Source organism: Paenibacillus sp. oral taxon 786 str. D14, from assembly GCF_000159955.1.
Taxonomy (GTDB): domain Bacteria; phylum Bacillota; class Bacilli; order Paenibacillales; family Paenibacillaceae; genus Fontibacillus; species Fontibacillus phoenicis.
In genome coordinates this window covers 107,995-128,269 of sequence record NZ_GG695983.1, presented here as the reverse complement: position 1 = coordinate 128,269, position 20,275 = coordinate 107,995, and the positions used below count along the sequence as shown (strand labels likewise).

The 20,275-nt window shown below is 54.1% G+C and carries 21 protein-coding genes; all 21 read right to left on the bottom strand.

Annotation, left to right across the window (positions count from 1 at the left end):
* Positions 1 to 120 precede the first annotated feature (120 nt).
* A complete protein-coding gene (locus tag POTG_RS16075; protein WP_009225897.1) occupies positions 121 to 1,215 on the bottom strand; it encodes a prephenate dehydrogenase in 1,095 nt (364 codons plus the stop codon).
* Between the two features lie 35 nt (positions 1,216 to 1,250).
* Positions 1,251 to 2,348, bottom strand: a complete 1,098-nt coding sequence (gene hisC / locus POTG_RS16070; RefSeq protein ID WP_009225896.1) for a histidinol-phosphate transaminase — start codon at positions 2,346 to 2,348, stop codon at positions 1,251 to 1,253.
* 47 nt (positions 2,349 to 2,395) lie between these two features.
* Positions 2,396 to 3,217 (bottom strand): tryptophan synthase subunit alpha, encoded by an 822-nt coding sequence (trpA, locus tag POTG_RS16065; RefSeq protein WP_009225895.1) that lies wholly within the window; start codon positions 3,215 to 3,217, stop codon positions 2,396 to 2,398.
* Entirely contained in the window at positions 3,214 to 4,413 is a 1,200-nt protein-coding gene (gene trpB / locus POTG_RS16060) for a tryptophan synthase subunit beta (RefSeq protein WP_036645846.1), read from the bottom strand. The genes trpA and trpB overlap by 4 nt, the downstream gene beginning before the upstream one ends.
* Complete coding sequence (locus tag POTG_RS16055; protein WP_036645815.1) at positions 4,413 to 5,078, bottom strand: phosphoribosylanthranilate isomerase; 666 nt, start codon at positions 5,076 to 5,078, stop codon at positions 4,413 to 4,415. The genes trpB and POTG_RS16055 overlap by 1 nt, the downstream gene beginning before the upstream one ends.
* Positions 5,071 to 5,910, bottom strand: coding sequence for an indole-3-glycerol phosphate synthase TrpC (gene trpC, locus POTG_RS16050; RefSeq protein ID WP_009225892.1), 840 nt, complete (start codon positions 5,908 to 5,910; stop codon positions 5,071 to 5,073). The genes POTG_RS16055 and trpC overlap by 8 nt, the downstream gene beginning before the upstream one ends.
* On the bottom strand, positions 5,900 to 6,940 hold the full coding sequence (gene trpD, locus POTG_RS16045; RefSeq protein ID WP_009225891.1) for an anthranilate phosphoribosyltransferase: 1,041 nt from the start codon (positions 6,938 to 6,940) through the stop codon (positions 5,900 to 5,902). Before trpD ends, trpC begins: the two co-directional genes overlap by 11 nt.
* Before the next feature lie 18 nt (positions 6,941 to 6,958).
* Complete coding sequence (gene trpE / locus POTG_RS16040; protein ID WP_009225890.1) at positions 6,959 to 8,521, bottom strand: anthranilate synthase component I; 1,563 nt, start codon at positions 8,519 to 8,521, stop codon at positions 6,959 to 6,961.
* A gap of 382 nt (positions 8,522 to 8,903) precedes the next feature.
* The gene (aroH, locus tag POTG_RS16035) at positions 8,904 to 9,278 is read right to left on the bottom strand and encodes a chorismate mutase (protein ID WP_009225889.1); all 375 of its coding nucleotides are present in this window, start codon (positions 9,276 to 9,278) and stop codon (positions 8,904 to 8,906) included.
* On the bottom strand, positions 9,271 to 10,374 hold the full coding sequence (gene aroB, locus POTG_RS16030) for a 3-dehydroquinate synthase (RefSeq protein WP_009225888.1): 1,104 nt from the start codon (positions 10,372 to 10,374) through the stop codon (positions 9,271 to 9,273). The genes aroH and aroB overlap by 8 nt, the downstream gene beginning before the upstream one ends.
* Positions 10,374 to 11,543, bottom strand: coding sequence for a chorismate synthase (aroC, locus tag POTG_RS16025; protein WP_009225887.1), 1,170 nt, complete (start codon positions 11,541 to 11,543; stop codon positions 10,374 to 10,376). Before aroC ends, aroB begins: the two co-directional genes overlap by 1 nt.
* 227 nt (positions 11,544 to 11,770) lie before the next feature.
* Positions 11,771 to 13,111 (bottom strand): hemolysin family protein, encoded by a 1,341-nt coding sequence (locus POTG_RS16020; RefSeq protein ID WP_009225886.1) that lies wholly within the window; start codon positions 13,109 to 13,111, stop codon positions 11,771 to 11,773.
* A gap of 331 nt (positions 13,112 to 13,442) precedes the next feature.
* On the bottom strand, positions 13,443 to 13,616 hold the full coding sequence (locus tag POTG_RS24445; RefSeq protein ID WP_176221901.1) for a hypothetical protein: 174 nt from the start codon (positions 13,614 to 13,616) through the stop codon (positions 13,443 to 13,445).
* Positions 13,617 to 13,880: 264 nt separating this feature from the next.
* Positions 13,881 to 14,714: a CheR family methyltransferase gene (locus POTG_RS16015; RefSeq protein ID WP_009225884.1), complete on the bottom strand. Its 834-nt coding sequence runs from the start codon at positions 14,712 to 14,714 to the stop codon at positions 13,881 to 13,883.
* Positions 14,705 to 15,148 carry a nucleoside-diphosphate kinase gene (gene ndk / locus POTG_RS16010; protein WP_009225883.1) on the bottom strand — a complete coding sequence of 148 codons (444 nt, stop codon included), beginning with the start codon at positions 15,146 to 15,148 and terminating at the stop codon, positions 14,705 to 14,707. The genes POTG_RS16015 and ndk overlap by 10 nt, the downstream gene beginning before the upstream one ends.
* 120 nt (positions 15,149 to 15,268) lie before the next feature.
* Positions 15,269 to 16,243: a polyprenyl synthetase family protein gene (locus POTG_RS16005; RefSeq protein ID WP_009225882.1), complete on the bottom strand. Its 975-nt coding sequence runs from the start codon at positions 16,241 to 16,243 to the stop codon at positions 15,269 to 15,271.
* Positions 16,240 to 17,109, bottom strand: coding sequence for a menaquinone biosynthesis protein (locus tag POTG_RS16000; protein ID WP_009225881.1), 870 nt, complete (start codon positions 17,107 to 17,109; stop codon positions 16,240 to 16,242). The genes POTG_RS16005 and POTG_RS16000 overlap by 4 nt, the downstream gene beginning before the upstream one ends.
* Positions 17,090 to 17,707: a UbiX family flavin prenyltransferase gene (locus tag POTG_RS15995; RefSeq protein WP_009225880.1), complete on the bottom strand. Its 618-nt coding sequence runs from the start codon at positions 17,705 to 17,707 to the stop codon at positions 17,090 to 17,092. The genes POTG_RS16000 and POTG_RS15995 overlap by 20 nt, the downstream gene beginning before the upstream one ends.
* On the bottom strand, positions 17,707 to 18,579 hold the full coding sequence (locus POTG_RS15990) for a UbiA-like polyprenyltransferase (RefSeq protein WP_009225879.1): 873 nt from the start codon (positions 18,577 to 18,579) through the stop codon (positions 17,707 to 17,709). Before POTG_RS15990 ends, POTG_RS15995 begins: the two co-directional genes overlap by 1 nt.
* The gene (locus tag POTG_RS15985; protein ID WP_009225878.1) at positions 18,572 to 19,300 is read right to left on the bottom strand and encodes a demethylmenaquinone methyltransferase; all 729 of its coding nucleotides are present in this window, start codon (positions 19,298 to 19,300) and stop codon (positions 18,572 to 18,574) included. Before POTG_RS15985 ends, POTG_RS15990 begins: the two co-directional genes overlap by 8 nt.
* Before the next feature lie 12 nt (positions 19,301 to 19,312).
* Complete coding sequence (locus POTG_RS15980) at positions 19,313 to 20,185, bottom strand: heptaprenyl diphosphate synthase component 1 (protein ID WP_009225877.1); 873 nt, start codon at positions 20,183 to 20,185, stop codon at positions 19,313 to 19,315.
* Between the last annotated feature and the right edge of the window lie 90 nt (positions 20,186 to 20,275).

Genomic DNA, 20,275 nt, shown 5'->3' with positions numbered 1-20,275 from the left:
CATCCACGCAAATAACGTCCCTAGGTTCCGTTAAATCCCCGTCAGCGGCCAAAGCAACAAAAGGCCCGGCTGAATTTAAAATTCAACACCGAGCCAAGCCTTTCCCCTAACAAAAGCCAACTACACGTACACAACATACCCCAGCGATTGGAGGTGAGCTTTCGCCCGCTCCATCTCCCCTTCCTGGCGGAAAGAGAGGCGCAGTACGCCCGGAACGTCCTCGCGGCTTTCGATAATCTGCATGTTGCTCAAGTTAATATGGCGCAGACCAAGTTCGGTTGCGATTTGCCCGATAATCCCCGGTGTGTCGGGTACGTCGATATAAATATCGAACAACGAGGTGATCGCCCCTTTGCGCCGCTCCGGCAGCTCGCTGCGGAACTGGTTGGCCTTTTGGAATTCGGCCTCGATCCCTTCCCCGTTCTGTGCCTCCAATAAAGTGATAAAGCCTTCGATCTCGCGGTTCCAGTCCTTCAACAAATGAAGCAGCACGTCCCGGTTACTAAGCAGGATATCCCGCCAAATCACCGGGTCGCTTGAAGCGATCCGCGTGATGTCGCGGAAACCACCTGCCGCCAGCATCCGGTATAACCCGTTGCCATCGTTGTAATTACGCACCTGATTCACCAAGGCAACCGCGATAATATGCGGAAGATGGCTGATCGCCCCAACGATTTCATCATGCAGAACTGGGTCCACACGCACAATTTGCGCTTTGGTGTACGCCAGCAGCTGCTCCAGGCGTTGATAAGCCTCCTCCGGCACATCAGGAGACGGTGTCAGCACATAGTAGGCGTTCTCGAACAAGAGCGTCGAAGCCGCCTCCACGCCGGAACGCTCCGAGCCGGCCATCGGATGGCCGCCGATGAAATGCACGCCCGGACGGGCGATTTTGGCCGCACAAGCGGCGACCGACGCCTTGGTGCTGCCAACGTCGGTTACAATGCAGCCCGGCTTCAGCGGCAGCTCGGTCAGCTTCCGCAGGTAATCTTCCAGCAACCCGACCGGCACGCACAAAAAAATAAAGTCGGCATCCGCCGCCGCCTCTTCCATGGACAGAGTCGCGGCGTCAACGACACCGCGCTCCTCAATGCGTTTCAAGGATTCCGGGCGATGGGCGTGGCCAACGACCGTAATTCCCGGCTTGCCTTTGAAGCACAACGCCAGCGATCCGCCGATCAAGCCCACGCCAAAAATGGCAATTTTCGTTGTCATCGTATCTCACTCATTTTCTGCGAATAAATTGGGGATTAGACCCGAGTTGCCGATTTGCCAAGCACCTGCTCCAAGGCAGATATAAATTTAGCGTTCTGTTCCGCCGATCCGACGGTCACCCGCACGGAAGTTGGATATTTATGGAATCCTCCGCGCACGATAATCCCCAGCTGCAATAACGACTGAAACATTTCACCCGCCGGACGCTGAACATCCACCATGATAAAATTGCCATGCGCCGGGAAATACTTCAGGCCCAGCCGGTCGAATTCCTTATACAAATAGGCGATTCCCTCGCGGTTTTTAGCCCGGCAGTCAGCCACAAATTCCTGATCGGCCAAAGCCGCTTTTGCCGCCGCTTGCCCGATCCGCGAAGTATTAAACGGCTCACGAACCTGATTGATCAGTTTAATGACCGCCGGTTGCCCCACGCCATAACCGATCCGCAGCGCAGCGAGACCGTAAATTTTAGAGAAAGTACGAAGCACAACTAGATTTGGGTACTGGTTCAGCAAAGCGATCCCGTTCGTGTAATCCGAATCAGTCACATATTCGGCATAAGCTTCATCCAAAACGACCAGCACGTGCCCCGGAACCCGGTCCAGAAAAGCAACCAACTCCGCATGAGGCACGATCGTTCCGGTTGGATTGTTCGGATTGCAAATCCAAACCACTTTCGTTTTGTCTCCGATGCGTTCAAGCATTCCCTCCAAATCGTGGGTACCTTCCTTCAGCGGCACCTCGATGCTGACTGCACCTTCGATGTCGGCGTTGCTTTTATACACACTAAACGTCTGGTCTGCCATCACCGTCTCGTCCCCCGGCAGGAAGAAAGCGCGGGCAATCAGAGCGATGATCTCATCCGAACCGCAGCCGAAAATAATGTGCTCCTTCCCAACGCCAAGCTGGCTGGCCAACGCCTCGGTCAATTCTGCGGCACTGCCGTCAGGATACAAGCTTAAGTTCGCCAGCTCCTGTTCAATGGCGGCGCGGACGCGCGGCGAGCAACCAAACGGATTTTCGTTGGAAGCCAGCTTAATGACATCCTCGAGCCCAAGCTCTTTCTTCACTTCTTCAATCGGTTTTCCCGGCTGATATACCGGCAAATTGACGATCTGGGGTTTCGGCAACATGTATAGGTTCCTCCTCAAATGACTTTGTGATGGTTTAGCCAAAAAAACTATAATCTCAATTTTGCCACAAAGTCGCGAATTTGCAACAACCCTTGGTCCCTAGTCGAAGCCTGGGACAAGAGCGGCAAGTTTTCCTCGATTTTACGCACGATGGCGCTGCCCACGACCGCTCCGTCACAGATCGCAGCAAACCGCTCGACCTGTTCCCGGCTAGATATTCCGAAGCCGACGGCAACGGGCAAATCCGTTTGCGCTTTAACCGAGGCGATAAATTCGTCGACGCTGGCATGGAACGAAGTCCGTTCTCCGGTTACGCCCAGCGAAGAGACGCAATATACGAATCCGCGGGCACGCTCCAAGATCCGTGCAATCCGGCCGCTGGAGGTAGGCGCGACGAGCGGGATCAGCCTTACGCCGGCGGCATCCGCCAACTTCAGGACCTCCTCCGCTTCTTCATACGGCAAATCCGGAATGATTAAGCCGCTGATCCCCGCCTTCTGCAGCTCAGCCAACAAGCGCTCTGTCCCCATTTGCAACACGGGATTGTAATAAGTAAACAAGACAAATGGCATACGGATGCCGCGTTCCCGGGCTTTGGATGCCGTCTCGATACAGGAAGCCACCGTGATTCCGTGGACAAGGGCACGTTCCGACGCCCGCTGAATCACCGGGCCATCCGCCAAGGGATCGGAATAAGGTACACCCAGCTCCACCACATCGGCACCGGCTTCCTCCAGAACGGCCAAAATGTCGAGCGTCGTCTCCGGGTCCGGGTCACCGACGGTCACGAACGGAATCAGCGCGGTTTGTCCCGCTGCTTTTAGCTTCGCAAACGTGTCGTCCAGCAATTGACCTGCCTGTTGACTCATATCGTCTCCCCGCCTTCCGTATACGCCATAATCGACTCCACGTCCTTATCCCCGCGGCCGGACAAGCAAATGACGATGATTTCGTCCCGGCTCATTGCCGGAGCCATTTTCACAACTTGGGCCACCGCATGCGCCGACTCCAGCGCCGGAATGATCCCTTCGGTCCGGCTTAGCAGCTGAAGGGCATCCAGAGCCTCACGGTCCGTGATTGGATAATACTTCGCACGTTCGATATCCTTCAGATACGAATGCTCTGGGCCAATGCCCGGATAATCGAGACCGGCCGAGATCGAGTGGGCTGGCAGAACTTGGCCGTAAGCGTCCTGAAGCAGATAACTCATCGAGCCTTGGAAGACGCCTTTGGTGCCTTTGGTCATCGTGGCGGCATGGAACTCGGTGTCAATCCCTTTACCTGCGGCCTCTACCCCGACCAAGCGAACGCCCTGATCCTCGATAAACGGATAAAACATCCCAATCGCATTGCTGCCGCCGCCAACCGCAGCGACGAGCATATCCGGCAATCGGCCTTCCGCCACTAAAATCTGCTTCCGCGTTTCATCGCCGATAATCCGCTGGAAGTTCCGCACCATCATCGGATAAGGATGCGGCCCGGTGGCCGATCCGAGAATATAGAAAGTATCATGCACATTGCTCACCCAATAGCGCAGCGCTTCGTTGCAAGCATCCTTTAACGTGCGTGTACCGGACATAACCGGAACAACTTCAGCACCCAGCAGCTTCATCCGAAACACGTTAAGCTGCTGCCGCTTCGTGTCCTCTTCACCCATGAATACCTTGCATTCAAGACCTAGCAAGGCCGCTACCGTAGCCGTAGCCACGCCGTGTTGGCCTGCGCCGGTTTCGGCGATCACTTTCTGCTTGCCCATCCGCTTCGCCAGAATCCCCTGCCCGATCGCGTTGTTGATTTTATGGGCGCCAGTATGGTTTAAATCCTCGCGCTTCAGATAAATTTTCGCCCCGCCCAGGTGCTCCGTCAGGCGTTCCGCGTAATAAAGCGGCGTCTCCCGTCCGGAATACTGCTTCAGCAGATAAGCGATCTCCGCTTGAAACTCGGGATCATCTTTAAATTTCAAATAGGACTCTTCCAGTTCGATCAAAGCGTTCATCAGCGTCTCCGGCACGTAGCGGCCGCCAAAAGGACCAAACCGTCCATGCTCATCCGGTACCTGCTTCATCATCCCTTCACCCTCTCTACGAATGCAGTTATTTTCGCGATATCCTTCACGTCGTCGGTTTCCACGCCGCTTGAGACGTCTACGCCATCCGGCTGCAGCGTCTCAATTAACGTCCTAACGTTGCCGGGATGCAAGCCGCCGGCCGCAAAGAACGGGATTCCTCGCTCCTTGGCCCATTGACGAAAAGGCTCTGCAGCAGCCCAATCAAATGCAACGCCAGAGCCCCCGCCGTACTTCGGATCGTACGTGTCGAGCAACAGCCCGTCCAGCACGCCGTCATACTCCGCCAAGGTCGCGCCGGCATGGACCGATCCGTCCGTTTTGACCGAAAATGCCTTGAAAAGCTCGACGCCATAAGCGTCCTTCACCTTCCGGCAAAAATCCGGGCTTTCCGTCCCGTGGAGCTGCAGGATGTCCAGCGGCGCCTGCCGCAAAACCTCGTCCAGCTCCTCCAAGGTCGGATTGACGAACACCCCAACGCTCTGCGGAACTGCCCCTGTGCTCCACGTTTGAAGCACAGGAAGCAGCTCCGCTGCACGGCTTCCGCTGATTTGGCGCTTGCTTCGGGCAAACACGAATCCAACATAATCTACGGGTAAGTTCACCATAGATTTTAGCACTTCAACGCTTTGAAGTCCACAAATTTTTACGGCCACTTCACCCATTTGACGTCGTCCCTTCGGCATCCAATTCGCGGGAATCCGTTTGAAGTAACGGTCCCATTAAGTCAACCACGGCGTCCCCCACATTTTCTCGCCGCATAAACGTTTCTCCGATCAGCACGCCTTGTGCGCCGGTCTGTTGAAGGTATTTTACATCCTGCCGGGTTTGAATCCCGCTCTCGCTGATCAGCGTCGCACTGGATGGCACCAGCTCCGCCAACGCGGCCGTCGTCTCCAGGGACACTTCAAACGTCCGCAGGTTCCGGTTGTTGATGCCGATCAGCTTCGCCGCTGGAAGCATCAGGACCCGCTCCAGCTCCTCGCGATCATGCACTTCGATAAGCGCATCCAGTCCCAGCGCCGTGGCGATCGACAGGTAGTCGCGAAGCTGTGCATCGCTCAGGATTGCGGCGATCAGCAGTACAGCGTCAGCGCCAAGCAGCCGGGCTTCGTAAATCTGCCGCTCGTCAATCACAAAATCCTTGCGCAGCAGCGGCACATTTACGGCCTCGCGAATTGCGCTCAAATAGGCGCCGCTGCCCTGAAAATACGTTTCATCCGTCAGCACGGAGATGCAATCGGTTCCCGCCGCTTCATAAGCCGCTGCCAGCTGCACCGGATGGAAATCCGGGCGAATCAGCCCTTTGGAGGGGGACGCCTTTTTCACCTCGGCGATTAACCCCATATCCCGCTTCCGGCCGGTTGTAAGTGCCGCGTGGAACCCCCGCGTGGGCTCCATCGCCGCAATGCGGCGCTCCGCATCCGCAAGGGAGAAGCTTTCTGCCAAACGTGCGACTTCTGTTTTTTTCGTCTCTACAATTCGATCAAGATACATAACTTAATTCCCCCGTTGTCTGAATCAGCTGTTGCAGCTTGGCATAGGCCTTCCCGGAATCGATCGCATCCGCAGCGATCGTAACTCCGTCCCGGATCGTGTCCGCCAAACCAGCCACATATACGCAAGCGCCTGCGTTGGCCAGTACGACGTCACGGTGAGCGCCGCGCTCCCCTTGCAGCACGCGCCGGACGATCTCCGCATTCGTCTCGGGATCGCCGCCGATCATCGCTTCCAGCGGGTACGTGCGAAGTCCCAGATCTTCCGGCAGCAGTTCGTAGGTTGTGATCTCCCCGTTTTTCAACTCGGATACCCGTGTCGGCGACGAAATACTGATTTCATCCAGACCTTCCTGGCTGCTGACAACCAGCGCCCGTTTGGAACCAAGCTCACGCAGCACTTCTGCTATGGTTGACGTTTTGCTGCCGTCATAAATGCCCAGCACCTGGCGGTCCGCTCCTGCCGGATTCGTTAATGGCCCCAGCATATTGAAGACCGTCCGAATCCCCAACTCTTTGCGAGGGGCTGCCGCGTGCTTCATCGATGGATGATACAGCTGTGAAAACATAAAGCAGATGCCGATATCATCCAGACAGCGTTTCGCTTGACCGGCGTCCAGTTGAATATTCACGCCCAGCGCTTCGAGAACATCGGCACTTCCCGAACGACCGGATGCCGACCGATTGCCGTGTTTAGCCACCCGCACTGACACCGAGGCTGCCACGATCGCCGCCGTCGTGGACACGTTGATTTTGTGGATGCCGGATCCGCCTGTTCCGCACGTATCCAGCAGCTTTTGCGTTTCCGTATAAATTCGGCTGGAGGCGCCGCGCATCGCCTCGGCGAAGCCGGTGATCTCCTCGACAGTCTCTCCCTTGATTCGCAGCGCGGTCAACAGGCTGCCGATTTGAGCTGGCGTTGATTCGCCGTTCATGATCGCCTGCATCACACCACGCGCTTCTTCCCGCGACAAATGCCGTCCTTCAATCAAGCGGCTAATGCCCGCCTGAACGGTTTGCTGTCCTGTCATCTCGATTCGCTCCTCTCTTTAGTTCCCCGGGGTATATTCGTAAAGGTAATCCTGATTAATCACACCGTCATTTCGGGTGGCTGGCGGAAACATCTGCTCCGCTGTACGGATCGCCGTCAGCAAAGCCTTCGCCTTGTTCACCGACTCCTGATATTCGTTCTCCGGTATGGAATCCCATACGATGCCTCCGCCGGCCTGCACGTATGCTTTCCCTTGCTTGAACACGATCGTGCGGATCGTAATACAAGAATCCATGTTCCCTGAGAATCCAAGGTACCCAATGGCCCCGGCATAAGTGCCGCGTGCCTCGCGCTCCAGCTCCGCAATAATCTCCATCGCCCGCAGCTTTGGCGCCCCGGAGACGGTCCCGGCTGGCAAACAAGACAGGAATGCATCGAAGAAGTCCTTATCCTCCCGCAGCTTGCCAGACACCTTGGATACCATGTGCATAACGTGGGAATACCGTTCGATCTCCATATACGAGTCGCAGGTTACGCTGCCGAACTCGGATACCCGGCCTAAATCGTTGCGTCCAAGGTCGACCAGCATCAGATGTTCCGCCCGTTCTTTTTCATCCTGCAGCAGCTCCGCTTCCAACGCTAAATCGGCTTCTTCCGTCGCCCCCCGCGGTCTCGTGCCGGCGATCGGACGCGTTTCCACTCGGCCGTTCTCTACCTTGACCAAAGCCTCCGGCGACGTCCCAACGATAATCTCCTCGTCCAGCTTGAGGTAATACATGTACGGCGACGGATTTAACGTCCGCAGGACGCGGTAGACGTGAAGCGGATCAACTTCTGTTTCGATATGGAACCGCTGTGACAGCACCACTTGAAAAATATCGCCTGCGCGGATATATTCCTTCGCTTTTTCAACGTTCGCGATGAACTGCTCCTTCGTCAGGTTGGATTTGACGTCCCCAAGATCCGTCACGACCGGCATCGGCCGGCGGTTAAAGCTTTCGCCCGGCCCCTCCTGCTGCAGCAGATCGGCCGCCAAATCCAGCTTCAGCTCCGCTTCCGCATAAGCCCGGCGAATATCTTCGTCGCGATCGTCTGGCTTCACGTGTACGTTGGCCACCAGCAGGATCCGCTGCTTCACGTGGTCGAACACGATCACTTGATCGCAGAACATAAACTGCATATCATTCAGGTTCAGGTCATCGACCTGATGCGCCGGCAGCTTCTCATAGTACTGCAGCAGATCATATCCAAAGAAACCAATCGCTCCACCCGTAAACGGCGGCATTTCCGGAAGCTTCGGACTGCGATAGCCCCGCAGGATCGCCTTCAACTCATCGACGGGACGGGACGAGCGCAAATGCTCTGTACCGCCTTCCCGTTGAATCGTGATCTCGCCCTTCTTCGCGGAAATCGTCAAGAACGGGGCGGTGCCGATGAAAGAATACCGCGCCCACTGACTGCCACCTTCCACGCTCTCCAGCAAAAATGCCTGCTCCCGCTGAGCAATACGACGGAAGATCCGGATTGGGGTTTCCATGTCGGCGAGCAACGTTCGGGCAATCGGGATCAGATTATATTCGTTTGCTAAAGCAATGACCTGTTCTACATTCGGGGTTGCCATGTCTCTCACTTCCTTTTCGAATTGGTTTCAGAGCCAAATAAAAAAACCTCTACCGAAGTAGAGGTTGTAGGATTTGCGGTTTATGGGAAAGCGCAGCTCCTAAAGACGCGTCTTGCCGTCATTCTCCCACAATCAAGAAAACGACGAAGTACGCACAAGGAACAGGCTATTCACTCAGCTAAACTCAGCTCATCTCAACTGATCTCTACTCAGCTCTAAAAAATGTGTTTACTCTAAACTCTTCTAACTTAGAACTTACTCTCAACTAACTTGCACTCATCTAAAATCTAAATTAACTATACCCTAACCGCGGCCCGTTTGGCAACCCAAACCTGCAGCTTGATTTGCCAATCCTAAAAATAGCTTCGCTCGCTTGCTGCCCTCAGGAATTGGTGGAGCTGAGGTCCGGACGGAGGCTGCGGGCTTCGTTCAAATACACGTGCTTCATATCCCGCTGCCCTTTGGTGGTGTTCACCTGAATCAGCAGCCGGATACACTTCGGCAAAGCGCCTTGAACCGGGATTTCCGTGGAGCACATCAGAGGAACCATATCCCACCCGTTTAATACGCGAATGGCACGAGCCGGAAAAGTCGCCGTCAAGTCCGGCGTAACCGTAATCCAAACGCTGCAAATATCCTCAGGCTCGATTTCGTTGCGAGCGACAATCTCTTTTAACAACTCAGCTGTCGCGTCCAGAATTTCCTGTTCGTCGTTGCGGGATACCGTCGTTGCTCCGCGAATACCTCTGTTATACATGTTGTCCCTCCTCTTTGAGTTCAGCAATCACCTGGCGGACTTCGTCCAATGTCACGTCTGAGACAATTTCCACCTTGCCGATCTCTACAGGCAAAATAAACACCATCGTCTGTTCCTTAAACTTCTTGTCGTGCATCATCGCACCAATCAAATCCTGCTCGTTCAAATGTGCCGGCATGGCCGTTGGCAAACCGAAGCCGCTCAGCAGGGACACCGTGTACTCGTATATATGCGGATCCCGGCCCCGGTTCACTGCCAGCTTCGCCGCTGCGGCCATCCCAATCGAGATCGCTTCCCCGTGCAAAAATTCACCATACCCGCCGATCGCCTCGATGGCATGACCCAGCGTATGCCCCAGGTTGAGAATCGCACGAAGCCCATTCTCCTTCTCATCCACAGAGACAACCTGGGCTTTCACGGAGCACCCCTGGGTTAATCCGTATCCCAGCGCTTCCGGATCCAGCACCAGCAAATCCGCCGTGTGCTCGCGGCACCAGTCCGCAAATGCCGCATCCCAGATCAGGCCATGCTTGACCATTTCCGACAAGCCCGCCCGGACGTCGCGCGGCGGCAGGGTTTGCAGGCTGTCCACGTCATACAGCACCATTTCCGGCTGATGAAAAGCGCCGATCATATTTTTGGCCAGCCGATGGTTGACGGCCACCTTGCCTCCGACACTGCTGTCGTGAGCCAGGATCGTGGTAGGCATTTGCACAAACGCTACGCCTCGCATATACGTTGCCGCCACGAAGCCAGCCAAATCGCCGACGACGCCGCCGCCCAGCGCAACGACCACAGAACGGCGGTCCAAACCGCCTTCAATCGCCGTAGTCATGACATCCTCATAAACCTCCAGCGATTTGGATTTTTCACCGGCCTTCACGACTTTGCTGACCGTACGATAGCCTTTGGCCTGCAGCGAGGCTTCGACAACCGGCAGATACTTCGGCGCGACATGGTCATCGGTAACGATTAAGACAGGGCTCTTCGCCGACAGCTTATGCTGCTCGAAGAAATCCCCGGCCTTTCCCAGCAAGCCGCCGCCGATATAAATCGGATAAGAACGTTCGCCCAAATCGACCTGCAGCGTTCGCATCAATATTCCTCCAGTTGAGCCAAATATCCCTTATAATTACGCTCGATCTCCCCGATCGAATCGCCGCCGAATTTCTCCAGGAACGCTTTGGCCACTTCCCAAGCGACCACGTTCTCGAGCACAACGCTCGCGGCTGGCACTGCACAAGCATCAGAGCGCTCCACCTGAGCGGCAAACGCCTCGCGGGTGTCGATGTCGACGCTTTGCAGCGGTTTGTATAACGTCGGGATCGGCTTCATTACGCCGCGAACGACGATTGGCATGCCGTTGGTCATCCCGCCCTCGAAGCCGCCGAGCCGGTTGGTCGCCCGGTAATAGCCGCGCTCCTCGCTGTACAAAATTTCGTCATGAACCTTGGAGCCTGGCAGCTTCCCGGCTTCAAAACCGATGCCGATTTCCACGCCCTTAAACGCGTTAATCGACATTACCGCTTGCGCGATACGGCCGTCCAGCTTGCGGTCATACTGCACATGGCTTCCCAGTCCGACCGGAACGCCTTCAACGATACATTCGACGATGCCGCCGATGGAGTCGCCTTCCTCCTTGATTTTATCGATGTAGGCTTCCATCTTCTTCTCCGTCTCAAGGTCGGCAACCCGCACCGAAGAAGCTTCGGTGACTCGAGCCAACTCGTCCAGCGGCAGGTTATGCGGCGGTGCTTCAATTTCGCCGATGCGAATGACATGCCCGGCGATCCGGATGCCAAAGCGCCCCAGGAGCTGCTTGGCCACCGCACCAACCGCCACGCGAACAGCGGTTTCGCGTGCGCTCGAACGCTCCAGCACGTTCCGCAGGTCTTTATGGTTATATTTCAAGCCTCCGTTTAAATCGGCATGCCCTGGACGGGGACGATGTACTCTGCGTTTCTCCTCGTCCGTGCCTTCGATCGGCTCGATGTTCATGATTTTCTGCCAATGCTTCCAGTCGTTGTTCTCCACAACCAGTGCCACCGGCGCTCCTGTTGTATACCCGTGCCGGACTCCCCCGACGATCTTCGCGGTATCTTTCTCGATCTGCATCCGACGGCCGCGGCCATACCCTTTCTGACGACGGGCCAACTCAAAATTCAACGCTTCAAAATCCAGCTGCAAATGGCTGGGCAAGCCTTCAATAATCGCAGTCAACTGGGGTCCATGCGTCTCCCCGGCTGTTAAGTATCGCAAACTCATGATGCTGCGTTCCCCCTTTAAACTGTTAAACTGTAAAGAACTAAAATCCGATGATATCTTTGCTCATTATAATATTGTTTGATGCATTCTGTCACGTGGTGAATTCACTTATCCTGTTCATACCCTCTCGGATTTCTCTTACCATACGCGGTCCGATGCCAAGCCCTGCCCGGATTTTCGCGCCTCACGCTTCGAGGTTCACCAAAATCCGGGGGCCTTGATCCATCTTAAGAATCTGCGGAAACCGGATGAACTGCATATGCTTGCTCCGGGTTAGTCCGTCGGGTGGCTAAAAGCTTGCGAATGCGATGCTGACCCACTTCCCGAACAGCGAAAACATAACCCCCGTATTCGAATTCCGGTCGTTCATTCACCGTTGGTATCCGCTTCAACTGTCCGATCATAAACCCGCTTAGCGTATCATAGTGGTCGATCGGAAGCTTAATATCCAAGATTTTCTGGGCGTCGTCAAGGGACATCGTACCGCTGAACAGATAACTGCCTTCGCCAACCTGCTCGTATTCCCGTTCCTCCTCGTCGTGTTCGTCATAGATGTTGCCGACGATTTCCTCCAGCAAATCCTCCATCGTTACGATGCCGGCGGTTCCCCCGTATTCATCAACGACAATCGCCATATGAATGCGGTTTTGCTGCATCTCCTCGAACAGCTCATTTGTTTTTTTGGAGATCGGAATAAAATAAGGCGGCGTCACCAGCTTCCGCAAATCCCAATTCTCCTTATCCTCCGTGCGCAAAAAGCGGATCAAATCCTTGCTGTGCAATATCCCGATCAGATTGTCAACCGTATCCTCATACACTGGGAAGCGGGTATATTGCTCCTTGTCGGCGATTTCAGCCACGGTTTGTTGGTCGGCATCAACCGGGATCGCCACGACGTCGATCCGGTGTGTCATAATATCAGACACCGTCAAGTTGTCGAAGTCAAAAATGTTGTTGATCATCAGACGCTCGCTGGGCTGGATCGTCCCCATTTCCTCACCGGTATCCAGCATCATACGGATCTCCTCCTCGGAGACTTCCTCCTCCTTGGCGTTCGGATCAATGCCAAACAACCGCACCAGCAAGTTCGTGGACGTGGTCAGCAGTTTCACGAACGGCGAGGTTACCTTGGATAACACTGACAACGTCGTCGACGCAAACATCGCCATCGCTTCAGCCTTGTTCATCGCGACCCGCTTCGGCACTAACTCGCCCAGCACCAACTGGAAGTAGGAGAGCAGCAAGGTGATCACGATCAGCGATAGTGTGCTCAGCACGTTTTCGGGGATCGGCAGCCCCATACGGATTAAATAAGCCGCCAGGTCGTCGGCAAAGCTCTCCCCAGCGAAAGCACTGGCAAAAAAGCCCGCAAGGGTGATGCCAATTTGAATTGTCGCCAGGAATTTGCTAGGCTCGCCAAGCAAACCCACGATGACCTTTGCTTTCCGATGGCCTTGCCCTGCCATCGCTTTAATTTTATTATCATTCAGGGAGATCAAGGCGATTTCCGATGCAGCAAAAAAGGCATTAATCAAAATCAAGATGAAGACAACTAAAAGTTCCAACAATCCAATGCACCTCCACAAGTTTCCCACGTCGCTCAAGCGGGTAAACAAACGCAAAAAGGCATAACCTGCCGTCACTGAATTGACGCAGGCTATGCCTGAAATTCTCCTACAAATAGGTTATTAATCAATTGTAATACGTTGCTACTCTCCGGGTCGTCCGAATCGTTCATGAATGAAATCTCTCCTGACCTGAATTTATAACTATTATAGAAAGTCCCCTTGGCGGCTGTCAAGAACACCTCTACCAAGAATGACCAAGAACGTAAAAAGCGCCGTTCTCCGCCCTGCTTGGCGATGTCGGCGCTAAATAACGGGTTCGGGCGCTCGCTGCTTATCTGAGGCCTGAAGCGGGTTGATTTTCTAATGCGATGGAACGCCGGGGATCCATCGGAAAATCCTCAAGCATCCGCTTGAGGTGCGAGCCTTCAATACCCAGCACCTGCGCGCATTCCTGCGGCGTTAAGAATCCGCGCCGATAAGCTTCGATCACTTTTCGCTTGTCCATGATCTGACCTCCATTGGCTATATGATCCAAGTATAGGAAAGATCACCCCATTCTATACCCACGGGATTAATCACGAAGCAGCTCAGAGATGTTAAAACGACTTCGAATCTTGAATTCAGTTGCTCGCTCCTTTGCTCACGTAGCTTCCAGCTACGCTCCGCTACTCACTCCCAACTTTCATCCAATCTTCTCGATGCTTAATAGTCCTTACACAAAAAAACGTCCAAATCAACCCTAGACGGGTCAAACTGGACGTTTTTCTATTTACCCCTTCTTACGATAAAAGAACGTTTCCGCCGCTTCCAAATCGTATTGGCCAGGGGAGAAAATTTGCTCCGTGCTGCCGACGAACAGGATGCCGCCGGGACGCAGCGCACGCGCAAACTTATGATAAAGCCCTTGTTTTGCTTCTTCGGTAAAATAAATCATCACGTTGCGGCAAACGATCAGGTCAAAGCCCTCTTCAAACGGATCGAGCAGCAGGTTTTGCTTCTTGAACGTGACGGCCTTCTTCAGCTTCGGATCAAAGCGGAACATCGGGCCTTCCGGCGTAAAATAACGCTCGGCGACCGCCTTCGGCACATCCTTCAGCGAACGCTCCAGATATAATCCTTCCTGGGCTTTCCCGAGCGCTCCTTCATCAATGTCCGTTGCCAGCAAATAGGTGTTCGCTAGAAGCCCCAGATCTGCGAGAATCATCGCCAACGTGTATGGCTCCTCTCCCGTCGAACAGGCCGCGCTCCACACCTTCAGCCGGGGCCGCCCGGCGGCCAGCCCCGGCAGCACCGAGTCCCTCAGCACTTCCCAGCGATTGGGGTTGCGCCAAAATTCAGATACGTTAATCGTCATCTTGTCCAAAAATTCATAAAATAACTGCTTGTTGCTCAGCATCGCCGTATAAAAATCCGCAAACTTCGAATAGCCGTTCTTATTGCGCAGCGTCGTCAAACGCCGCTTCATTTGCGCTTCCTTGTATTGGGCCAAATCGATACCCGTGCTTTTTTTAATGTTCTGGATAAAGCCGAGATAATCCGGATCCGGTGCCGTCTCTGTGTTGTCTACCCGAGGGATGTCGGGAAAAATCCGGTTCAAATCCATGGGCTCACGCTTCTCGTATACTGTAGTAGCTCATGAGGCTCAAAGAAGTTGGCGATTTCTCGCTCCGCACTCTCTACTCCGTCGGAACCATGAATCAGATTAAACGGCGTATGGGCGGCAAAATCCCCCCGAATCGTGCCGGGAAGCGCCTCGGTGACTTTCGTCTTGCCGATGACCATGCGGGACAAGTTAATGATGTCATCCCCTTCCCATACCATGGCAAATACCGGCCCAGAAGTAATGAAGCCCACCAGTTCGTCAAAGAAAGGCTTGCCCTCATGCTCCGCATAATGTCTCTTCGCCTGCTCTTCTGTCACTTGAACCAGCTTGCCTGCGACGAGTTGAAATCCCTTATCCTCGAACCGGCTGATAATTCTGCCGATCAGCCCGCGCTGTACGCCGTCCGGCTTAACCATTAAAAACGTTCTTTCCATGGTTCCCCTCCCGAATTTAACAGCATCATTTGCGATTCAAACCTCATTCCCACCTTCCTCCAGGAAGGCGGTTTCACCTGCATTTTACCAGAAACTTGCGAAACAGGTAAAGCGATAAGATTAATAGGAGCGTTTGTTAACAAATTCTGCAATGTCCTGTAAATGGGAGCGCGCCGCTGTATCCGGCAGCTGCTGCAACGCCGCCAGCGCTTTTGCAATATAGCGGTCGGCCAACGCCTCCGCTTTGCCAATGCCCGGGCTTGTCCGAATCATTTCGATCGCACGGGACACATCCCCGCTGCCGTCTCCGGCCTGGATGCCGCGAATTTCCCGAAGCAGCGGCTCTCTTAAATCAGGCTCCTGCAGAGCGTAAAGCACAGGAAGCGTGATGTTGCCCTGGCGCATATCGCTGCCCGGCGGTTTACCGATCGTCTTCTCAGTACCAAATAAATCAAGCAGATCGTCGCGAATCTGGAAGGCCATGCCCACGTTGTACCCGTACCGGTACAGCAGCGCACTCACTTTGGCCGGAGCATCTGCCGCCATGGCTCCCAGCTGACAGCTGATGGCGATGAGCAAAGCGGTTTTCCGCCGGATGCGCAGCAAATAGTTGCGTACGCTTTGCTCCGTGTTGAAAAAATCGCGGATCTGCTCCATTTCCCCGATCGACATCTGCACCATCGCTTTGGCCAGTATGCGGTGTATGTATGGATTTGCGAGCTCGGATACCTGCATCAGGGCCTTGGCGTAGATGTAGTCGCCGGTATACATGGCGATCCGATTATCCCACTTCGACTTTACAGTCGCTTTGCCCCGCCGCGTGTCGGCATCGTCGATCACGTCATCGTGAACGAGTGACGCCGAATGGATGAGCTCCAGCGGCACAGCGATATACTGCAGCTTCTGCAGATCGTAGTTCCCAAACTTCCCGCCAAGCAATACGAAGACCGGCCGCAGCCGCTTCCCGCCTGCCTTCAACAAGTGCAGGGACGTCTCGCTGAGCAGATCGTCATCGCCGTCGATGCTGCGGTACAGCTGGCGTTCGATAAAATCCATATCTTTTTTTAACGCACCGAAAATATCCAGTAGTTTCATTCTTTCACCCGTGTCAGCAAATTGTCACTCCATATCTCCAGCTCTACTCGATGATCCAGCAGCCCCATTTCATAGGCATAGTCAAAATACAACGAAAGTCCTTGGCGGTGCGATTCATTAAAATCATAGCGGATGTTCTGAGTAAAATAATGCCGCCAATAATCCGCCGTACCGCCAATTTCGGCGCAAGCCTTGGCCACGAGCGGGGATACATCACTTAAGCTCTTACGTTTGCTTTCCACAAAGGCTTCCGTCACTTCAGCCAAATAGTCGCCGTGGGCTTCGGCAAACGACTTCTGAACGGCCCAGACCGCAAAGGTCATACCATAGCCGGTCCATGATTTCCAAACTTCCCCCAAATCGGTAACGATATAATCGTGATCCCGCCAGGATGCCTGAATCGCGTGATCGCCGATCAACAGCGCGCCGTCGCTTTCTGCCATCATCAGATCCAAATCAGGCTCACTGTCCCAATACTCAGGTTTGCCACCGTACGCTTTTTCCATAATGATCTTCAGCAAATTGACCGAAGTTGCCGACGTATTCGTTAGCGCGATCTTGCCGTTCGCAATTTCCTCCGGCGGCTTCCGCGAGAACAGCAGAATCGAACCCACCGGCCCATCGGAGCTGACGGAAAGATCCGGCAGCAGCAGGAACCGCTCCGAGCCGTACCCGTAGGCAAAAGAAGACACCGGGGAAATATCCAGCATCCCGCCAAGCATCCGGCGGTTCAGCTTCGAAGGGACCTCGGTGACGAGTTGGCTCACTTGGGACAGGCGCGTCACATCAAAATAATGAAAAACGGGCCAGACGTTGCTGTATTTGATTTGGCCGATGAGGATGTCTTCATTCTCCCGATTGTTCATTCTGATCCCCCCATCTCTTGAATAACGCATGCTCGATGCCCAGATTGTCGAGCACTTTACCAACTAAAAACCGGACCAGATCATCAATGGTCTGCGGTCCGAAATAAAATGCCGGCATCGCCGGGATGATGCGCACGCCAAGTCGAGCCAGCTTCAGCATGTTCTCCAAATGGATCGCATGCAGTGGCGTTTCGCGTGGCACCAGCACAAGCGGCCGGCCTTCCTTCAGCATGACATCGGCTGCCCGAGCCATCAGATTGTCGGACGTTCCGTTTGCGATCGAAGACAGGGTTCCCATCGAACAAGGCATAACGATCATCCCGTGCGTGAGGAAAGAACCGCTGGCGATCGAAGCCCCAATATCCGCGATCGGATGGTATACCAGCTTCCCGGGAAGCTGACCGAAATGTTCCTCCAGCGTCGCCTCCCGATCGCTCGTGTTCCAACCGAGCTCCTCCTTGATCACTCGCCACCCTGCATTGGATACAACGAGATGCACGAGGAAGTTCATACCTAACAGCGTTTCAATCAGCTTCACTCCATAGATCGAACCACTGGCCCCAGTTATGCCGACAACAATCGATTTCCCTTTATCCATTAGAAATGTCGCACCACCAAATCAATCAATGTGAAGGAAAACACAACGATGCTCAGCACGCCGTTCATGGTGAAGAACGCGGTTTGCAGCCGGCTGAGATCGCTCGGAGAAACGATATGGTGCTCGTAAAACAAAATAGCATACGCAATAATCATGCCCACGACATACCACCAGCCCAAATCCGTCAACAGCAGCAAAGCGATAAAGCCCAGCGCGGTGATGATATGAAACGCTTGAGCAATCTTCAGCGATTTAGCGACACCAAACCGAACAGGAATGGAATAAAGACCTTCCTTCGTATCGAAATCAACGTCCTGGCAGGCGTAAATGATATCGAAGCCGGCAATCCAAAAGGTAATCGTTACATAAAATACCATTGCTGTCCAATCAACTTGTCCAGTTACAGCCGCCCAGCCGCCGAGAGGAGCTAAGCCGATCGTCAGACCCAGTATGACGTGGCAGAGCCAAGTAAAACGTTTCGTGTAGGAGTACAAAACCAACATGATGACGGCGATAGGCAACAGCTTTAATGCTAAGGGGTCTAGCTCGGCAGCGGCCCAGAACAACAAGGCAAAAGAGAGAATGATGAACAACACGACTTCGCCTATTTTTAAAAGTCCCGCCGGGATTGCGCGGTTTGCGGTACGAGGGTTCTTCGCATCGATGACCCGGTCAATAAGACGGTTCAGCCCCATCGCCGCACTTCGTGCGCCAAACATCGCCAACAGCACCCACCCGATCTGTGCCCAGGACGGCAGCTCATGGTTAATCATTTCAGACCCGAGCAGCGCGCCCATGAAAGCGAACGGTAAAGCGAATACCGTATGTTCAAACTTGATCATTTGCAGGAAAATTACCATTTTCTTAAACATGTTGCGTCTCCTTCGTTCCGATGTGCAAGGCGGCAATTCCGCCGGTTAAAGGATACGCTTCAACCCGGGTAAGTCCCGTCTCCCGGAAAATCTCCGCCAGCTCCGCACGGCCAGGAAACTGGACGAGGGAATCGGGAAGCCATTTGTACTGTTCATATCGTTTTGCCACCAGTTTGCCAAGCATCGGAAGCACATTTTGAAAATAAAAATAATAAAGTCCTTTGAACGGCTGCCAGGTTGGCTTGGACAATTCCAGGCAAACCACCTTTCCTCCAGGTTTTACGACGCGCCGCATTTCCCGCAGCACCTGGCGGAGATCAGGTACATTACGCAGACCAAAACCGATCGTCACGTAATCAAACCGGTTGTCTTCAAACGGCAGCTCCATCGCATTCCCTTGAACCAAGGTGATCCGCGACTCCAGCCCGCGCTCCTTTACTTTGAGGCGTCCGTATTCCAGCATCCGTTCACTAAAATCCAGGCCGATGATCTGCCCCCCGCTGGCTTCCGCCATGCTGATCGTCCAATCACAGGTACCGCAGCACAGGTCAAGCGCGGTCTCCCCGGGGGACATGTTCATTTTGGCCATCGTGAATTTCCGCCACGCTTTGTGACGCCTGAAGCTAAGCAAGTCGTTCATCATGTCGTATTTCGGAGCGATGCTCTCGAATACAGAATGCACGAACTGCTCTTTGGTCTCGGATGAAGATGTTTGGCTCATTTACTAATCCCCCTACCCTTCTTGCACGGAACGGCGTGACGGTGAAAGCACAGCAATAAACGGCTCAAGAATCGATTTGAGCTCCGTTCGCGCGGTTTCCTTCTTGCATTCATGCAGCAGCGATTGGACGTGATCCACCGATTGGTGCAGCATAGACAGCAGTTGTTCCTTGATATTGTATTTCACAAGCATCAGCGACCAGTCCCGCTCGCCGACTTTGCGGGTGGAGAGCGCAGTTTTATCCTCGGAGGATCCGGTTTCCATGATGCGCAAATAGGCGTAACCTTTACGTTCGTGCGGCAGCTCAGAAGTAGACCGGATTTCTTCCAGCATGACTTCGCAGCGGCTTAACTCCGCCAGCAGCTTCTGCCATAAGCTTTGGACCGACTTGTCCAGGATCTCCGTAAAAGAAAGAAAAAGCCCCATTTTGACATGGACGCATTCCTTCAGATAGTCTTCCGCAGGCAATAACATCTGCTTCAACTTGCTGTACAGCTGGACCTTCAAGCGGTTCACCTCACAGATGGCCGAGCTCATCAACGGGACCATGCCGATCTCCCCGGCTCCAGCTAGCAGATGATAAAACACGCCGCTGAAATAGTCACCGGCCAGCACCTTGAGCTGGCGCGAACGCATGGCCCGGGTTGCTTCCCCCAGTCCGGACTCCAGATCGATGCGATCATGGGTGTCCATGCCAAGCTGCACGAGGAACGCGGCCAGCGCACAGGTCTCAGCTGACTCCAGCGACAGCCCCTCCCGCTCGGTTAAAAACGTATAAAGCAAACGAACACGGGGCACCGGAAACTCCGGAAGCGCCGTGTATGCGGTAATCATGTCGTAACTGACATATTTATTTGCCAATTCTGTTATGCGATAAGGTTTCATCCTTTGCCTCCGAGCCGCTGATCTTTCAGTAATAAAGATGTCACAATCTTGTCTATTATAGCATATGTTTTTTCACTGCGCACAGAGGCC

What these genes read in the sequence shown, in the direction of transcription:
- POTG_RS15980 (WP_009225877.1), bottom strand. Translation starts at nt 20,185, where the DNA reads ATGAAACCTTATCGCATAACAGAATTGGCAAATAAATATGTCAGTTAC.
- aroC (WP_009225887.1), bottom strand. Translation starts at nt 11,543, where the DNA reads ATGAGTTTGCGATACTTAACAGCCGGGGAGACGCATGGACCCCAGTTG.
- POTG_RS16015 (WP_009225884.1), bottom strand. Translation starts at nt 14,714, where the DNA reads ATGGATTTGAACCGGATTTTTCCCGACATCCCTCGGGTAGACAACACA.
- POTG_RS15990 (WP_009225879.1), bottom strand. Translation starts at nt 18,579, where the DNA reads ATGTTTAAGAAAATGGTAATTTTCCTGCAAATGATCAAGTTTGAACAT.
- trpE (WP_009225890.1), bottom strand. Translation starts at nt 8,521, where the DNA reads ATGGCAACCCCGAATGTAGAACAGGTCATTGCTTTAGCAAACGAATAT.
- hisC (WP_009225896.1), bottom strand. Translation starts at nt 2,348, where the DNA reads ATGTTGCCGAAACCCCAGATCGTCAATTTGCCGGTATATCAGCCGGGA.
- ndk (WP_009225883.1), bottom strand. Translation starts at nt 15,148, where the DNA reads ATGGAAAGAACGTTTTTAATGGTTAAGCCGGACGGCGTACAGCGCGGG.
- POTG_RS15985 (WP_009225878.1), bottom strand. Translation starts at nt 19,300, where the DNA reads ATGAGCCAAACATCTTCATCCGAGACCAAAGAGCAGTTCGTGCATTCT.
- POTG_RS16005 (WP_009225882.1), bottom strand. Translation starts at nt 16,243, where the DNA reads ATGAAACTACTGGATATTTTCGGTGCGTTAAAAAAAGATATGGATTTT.
- aroH (WP_009225889.1), bottom strand. Translation starts at nt 9,278, where the DNA reads ATGTATAACAGAGGTATTCGCGGAGCAACGACGGTATCCCGCAACGAC.
- trpB (WP_036645846.1), bottom strand. Translation starts at nt 4,413, where the DNA reads ATGAAGCAGGTACCGGATGAGCATGGACGGTTTGGTCCTTTTGGCGGC.
- POTG_RS15995 (WP_009225880.1), bottom strand. Translation starts at nt 17,707, where the DNA reads ATGGATAAAGGGAAATCGATTGTTGTCGGCATAACTGGGGCCAGTGGT.
- trpA (WP_009225895.1), bottom strand. Translation starts at nt 3,217, where the DNA reads ATGAGTCAACAGGCAGGTCAATTGCTGGACGACACGTTTGCGAAGCTA.
- POTG_RS16055 (WP_036645815.1), bottom strand. Translation starts at nt 5,078, where the DNA reads ATGGGTGAAGTGGCCGTAAAAATTTGTGGACTTCAAAGCGTTGAAGTG.
- aroB (WP_009225888.1), bottom strand. Translation starts at nt 10,374, where the DNA reads ATGCGAACGCTGCAGGTCGATTTGGGCGAACGTTCTTATCCGATTTAT.
- POTG_RS16000 (WP_009225881.1), bottom strand. Translation starts at nt 17,109, where the DNA reads ATGAACAATCGGGAGAATGAAGACATCCTCATCGGCCAAATCAAATAC.
- POTG_RS24445 (WP_176221901.1), bottom strand. Translation starts at nt 13,616, where the DNA reads ATGGACAAGCGAAAAGTGATCGAAGCTTATCGGCGCGGATTCTTAACG.
- POTG_RS16075 (WP_009225897.1), bottom strand. Translation starts at nt 1,215, where the DNA reads ATGACAACGAAAATTGCCATTTTTGGCGTGGGCTTGATCGGCGGATCG.
- trpC (WP_009225892.1), bottom strand. Translation starts at nt 5,910, where the DNA reads ATGTATCTTGATCGAATTGTAGAGACGAAAAAAACAGAAGTCGCACGT.
- trpD (WP_009225891.1), bottom strand. Translation starts at nt 6,940, where the DNA reads ATGACAGGACAGCAAACCGTTCAGGCGGGCATTAGCCGCTTGATTGAA.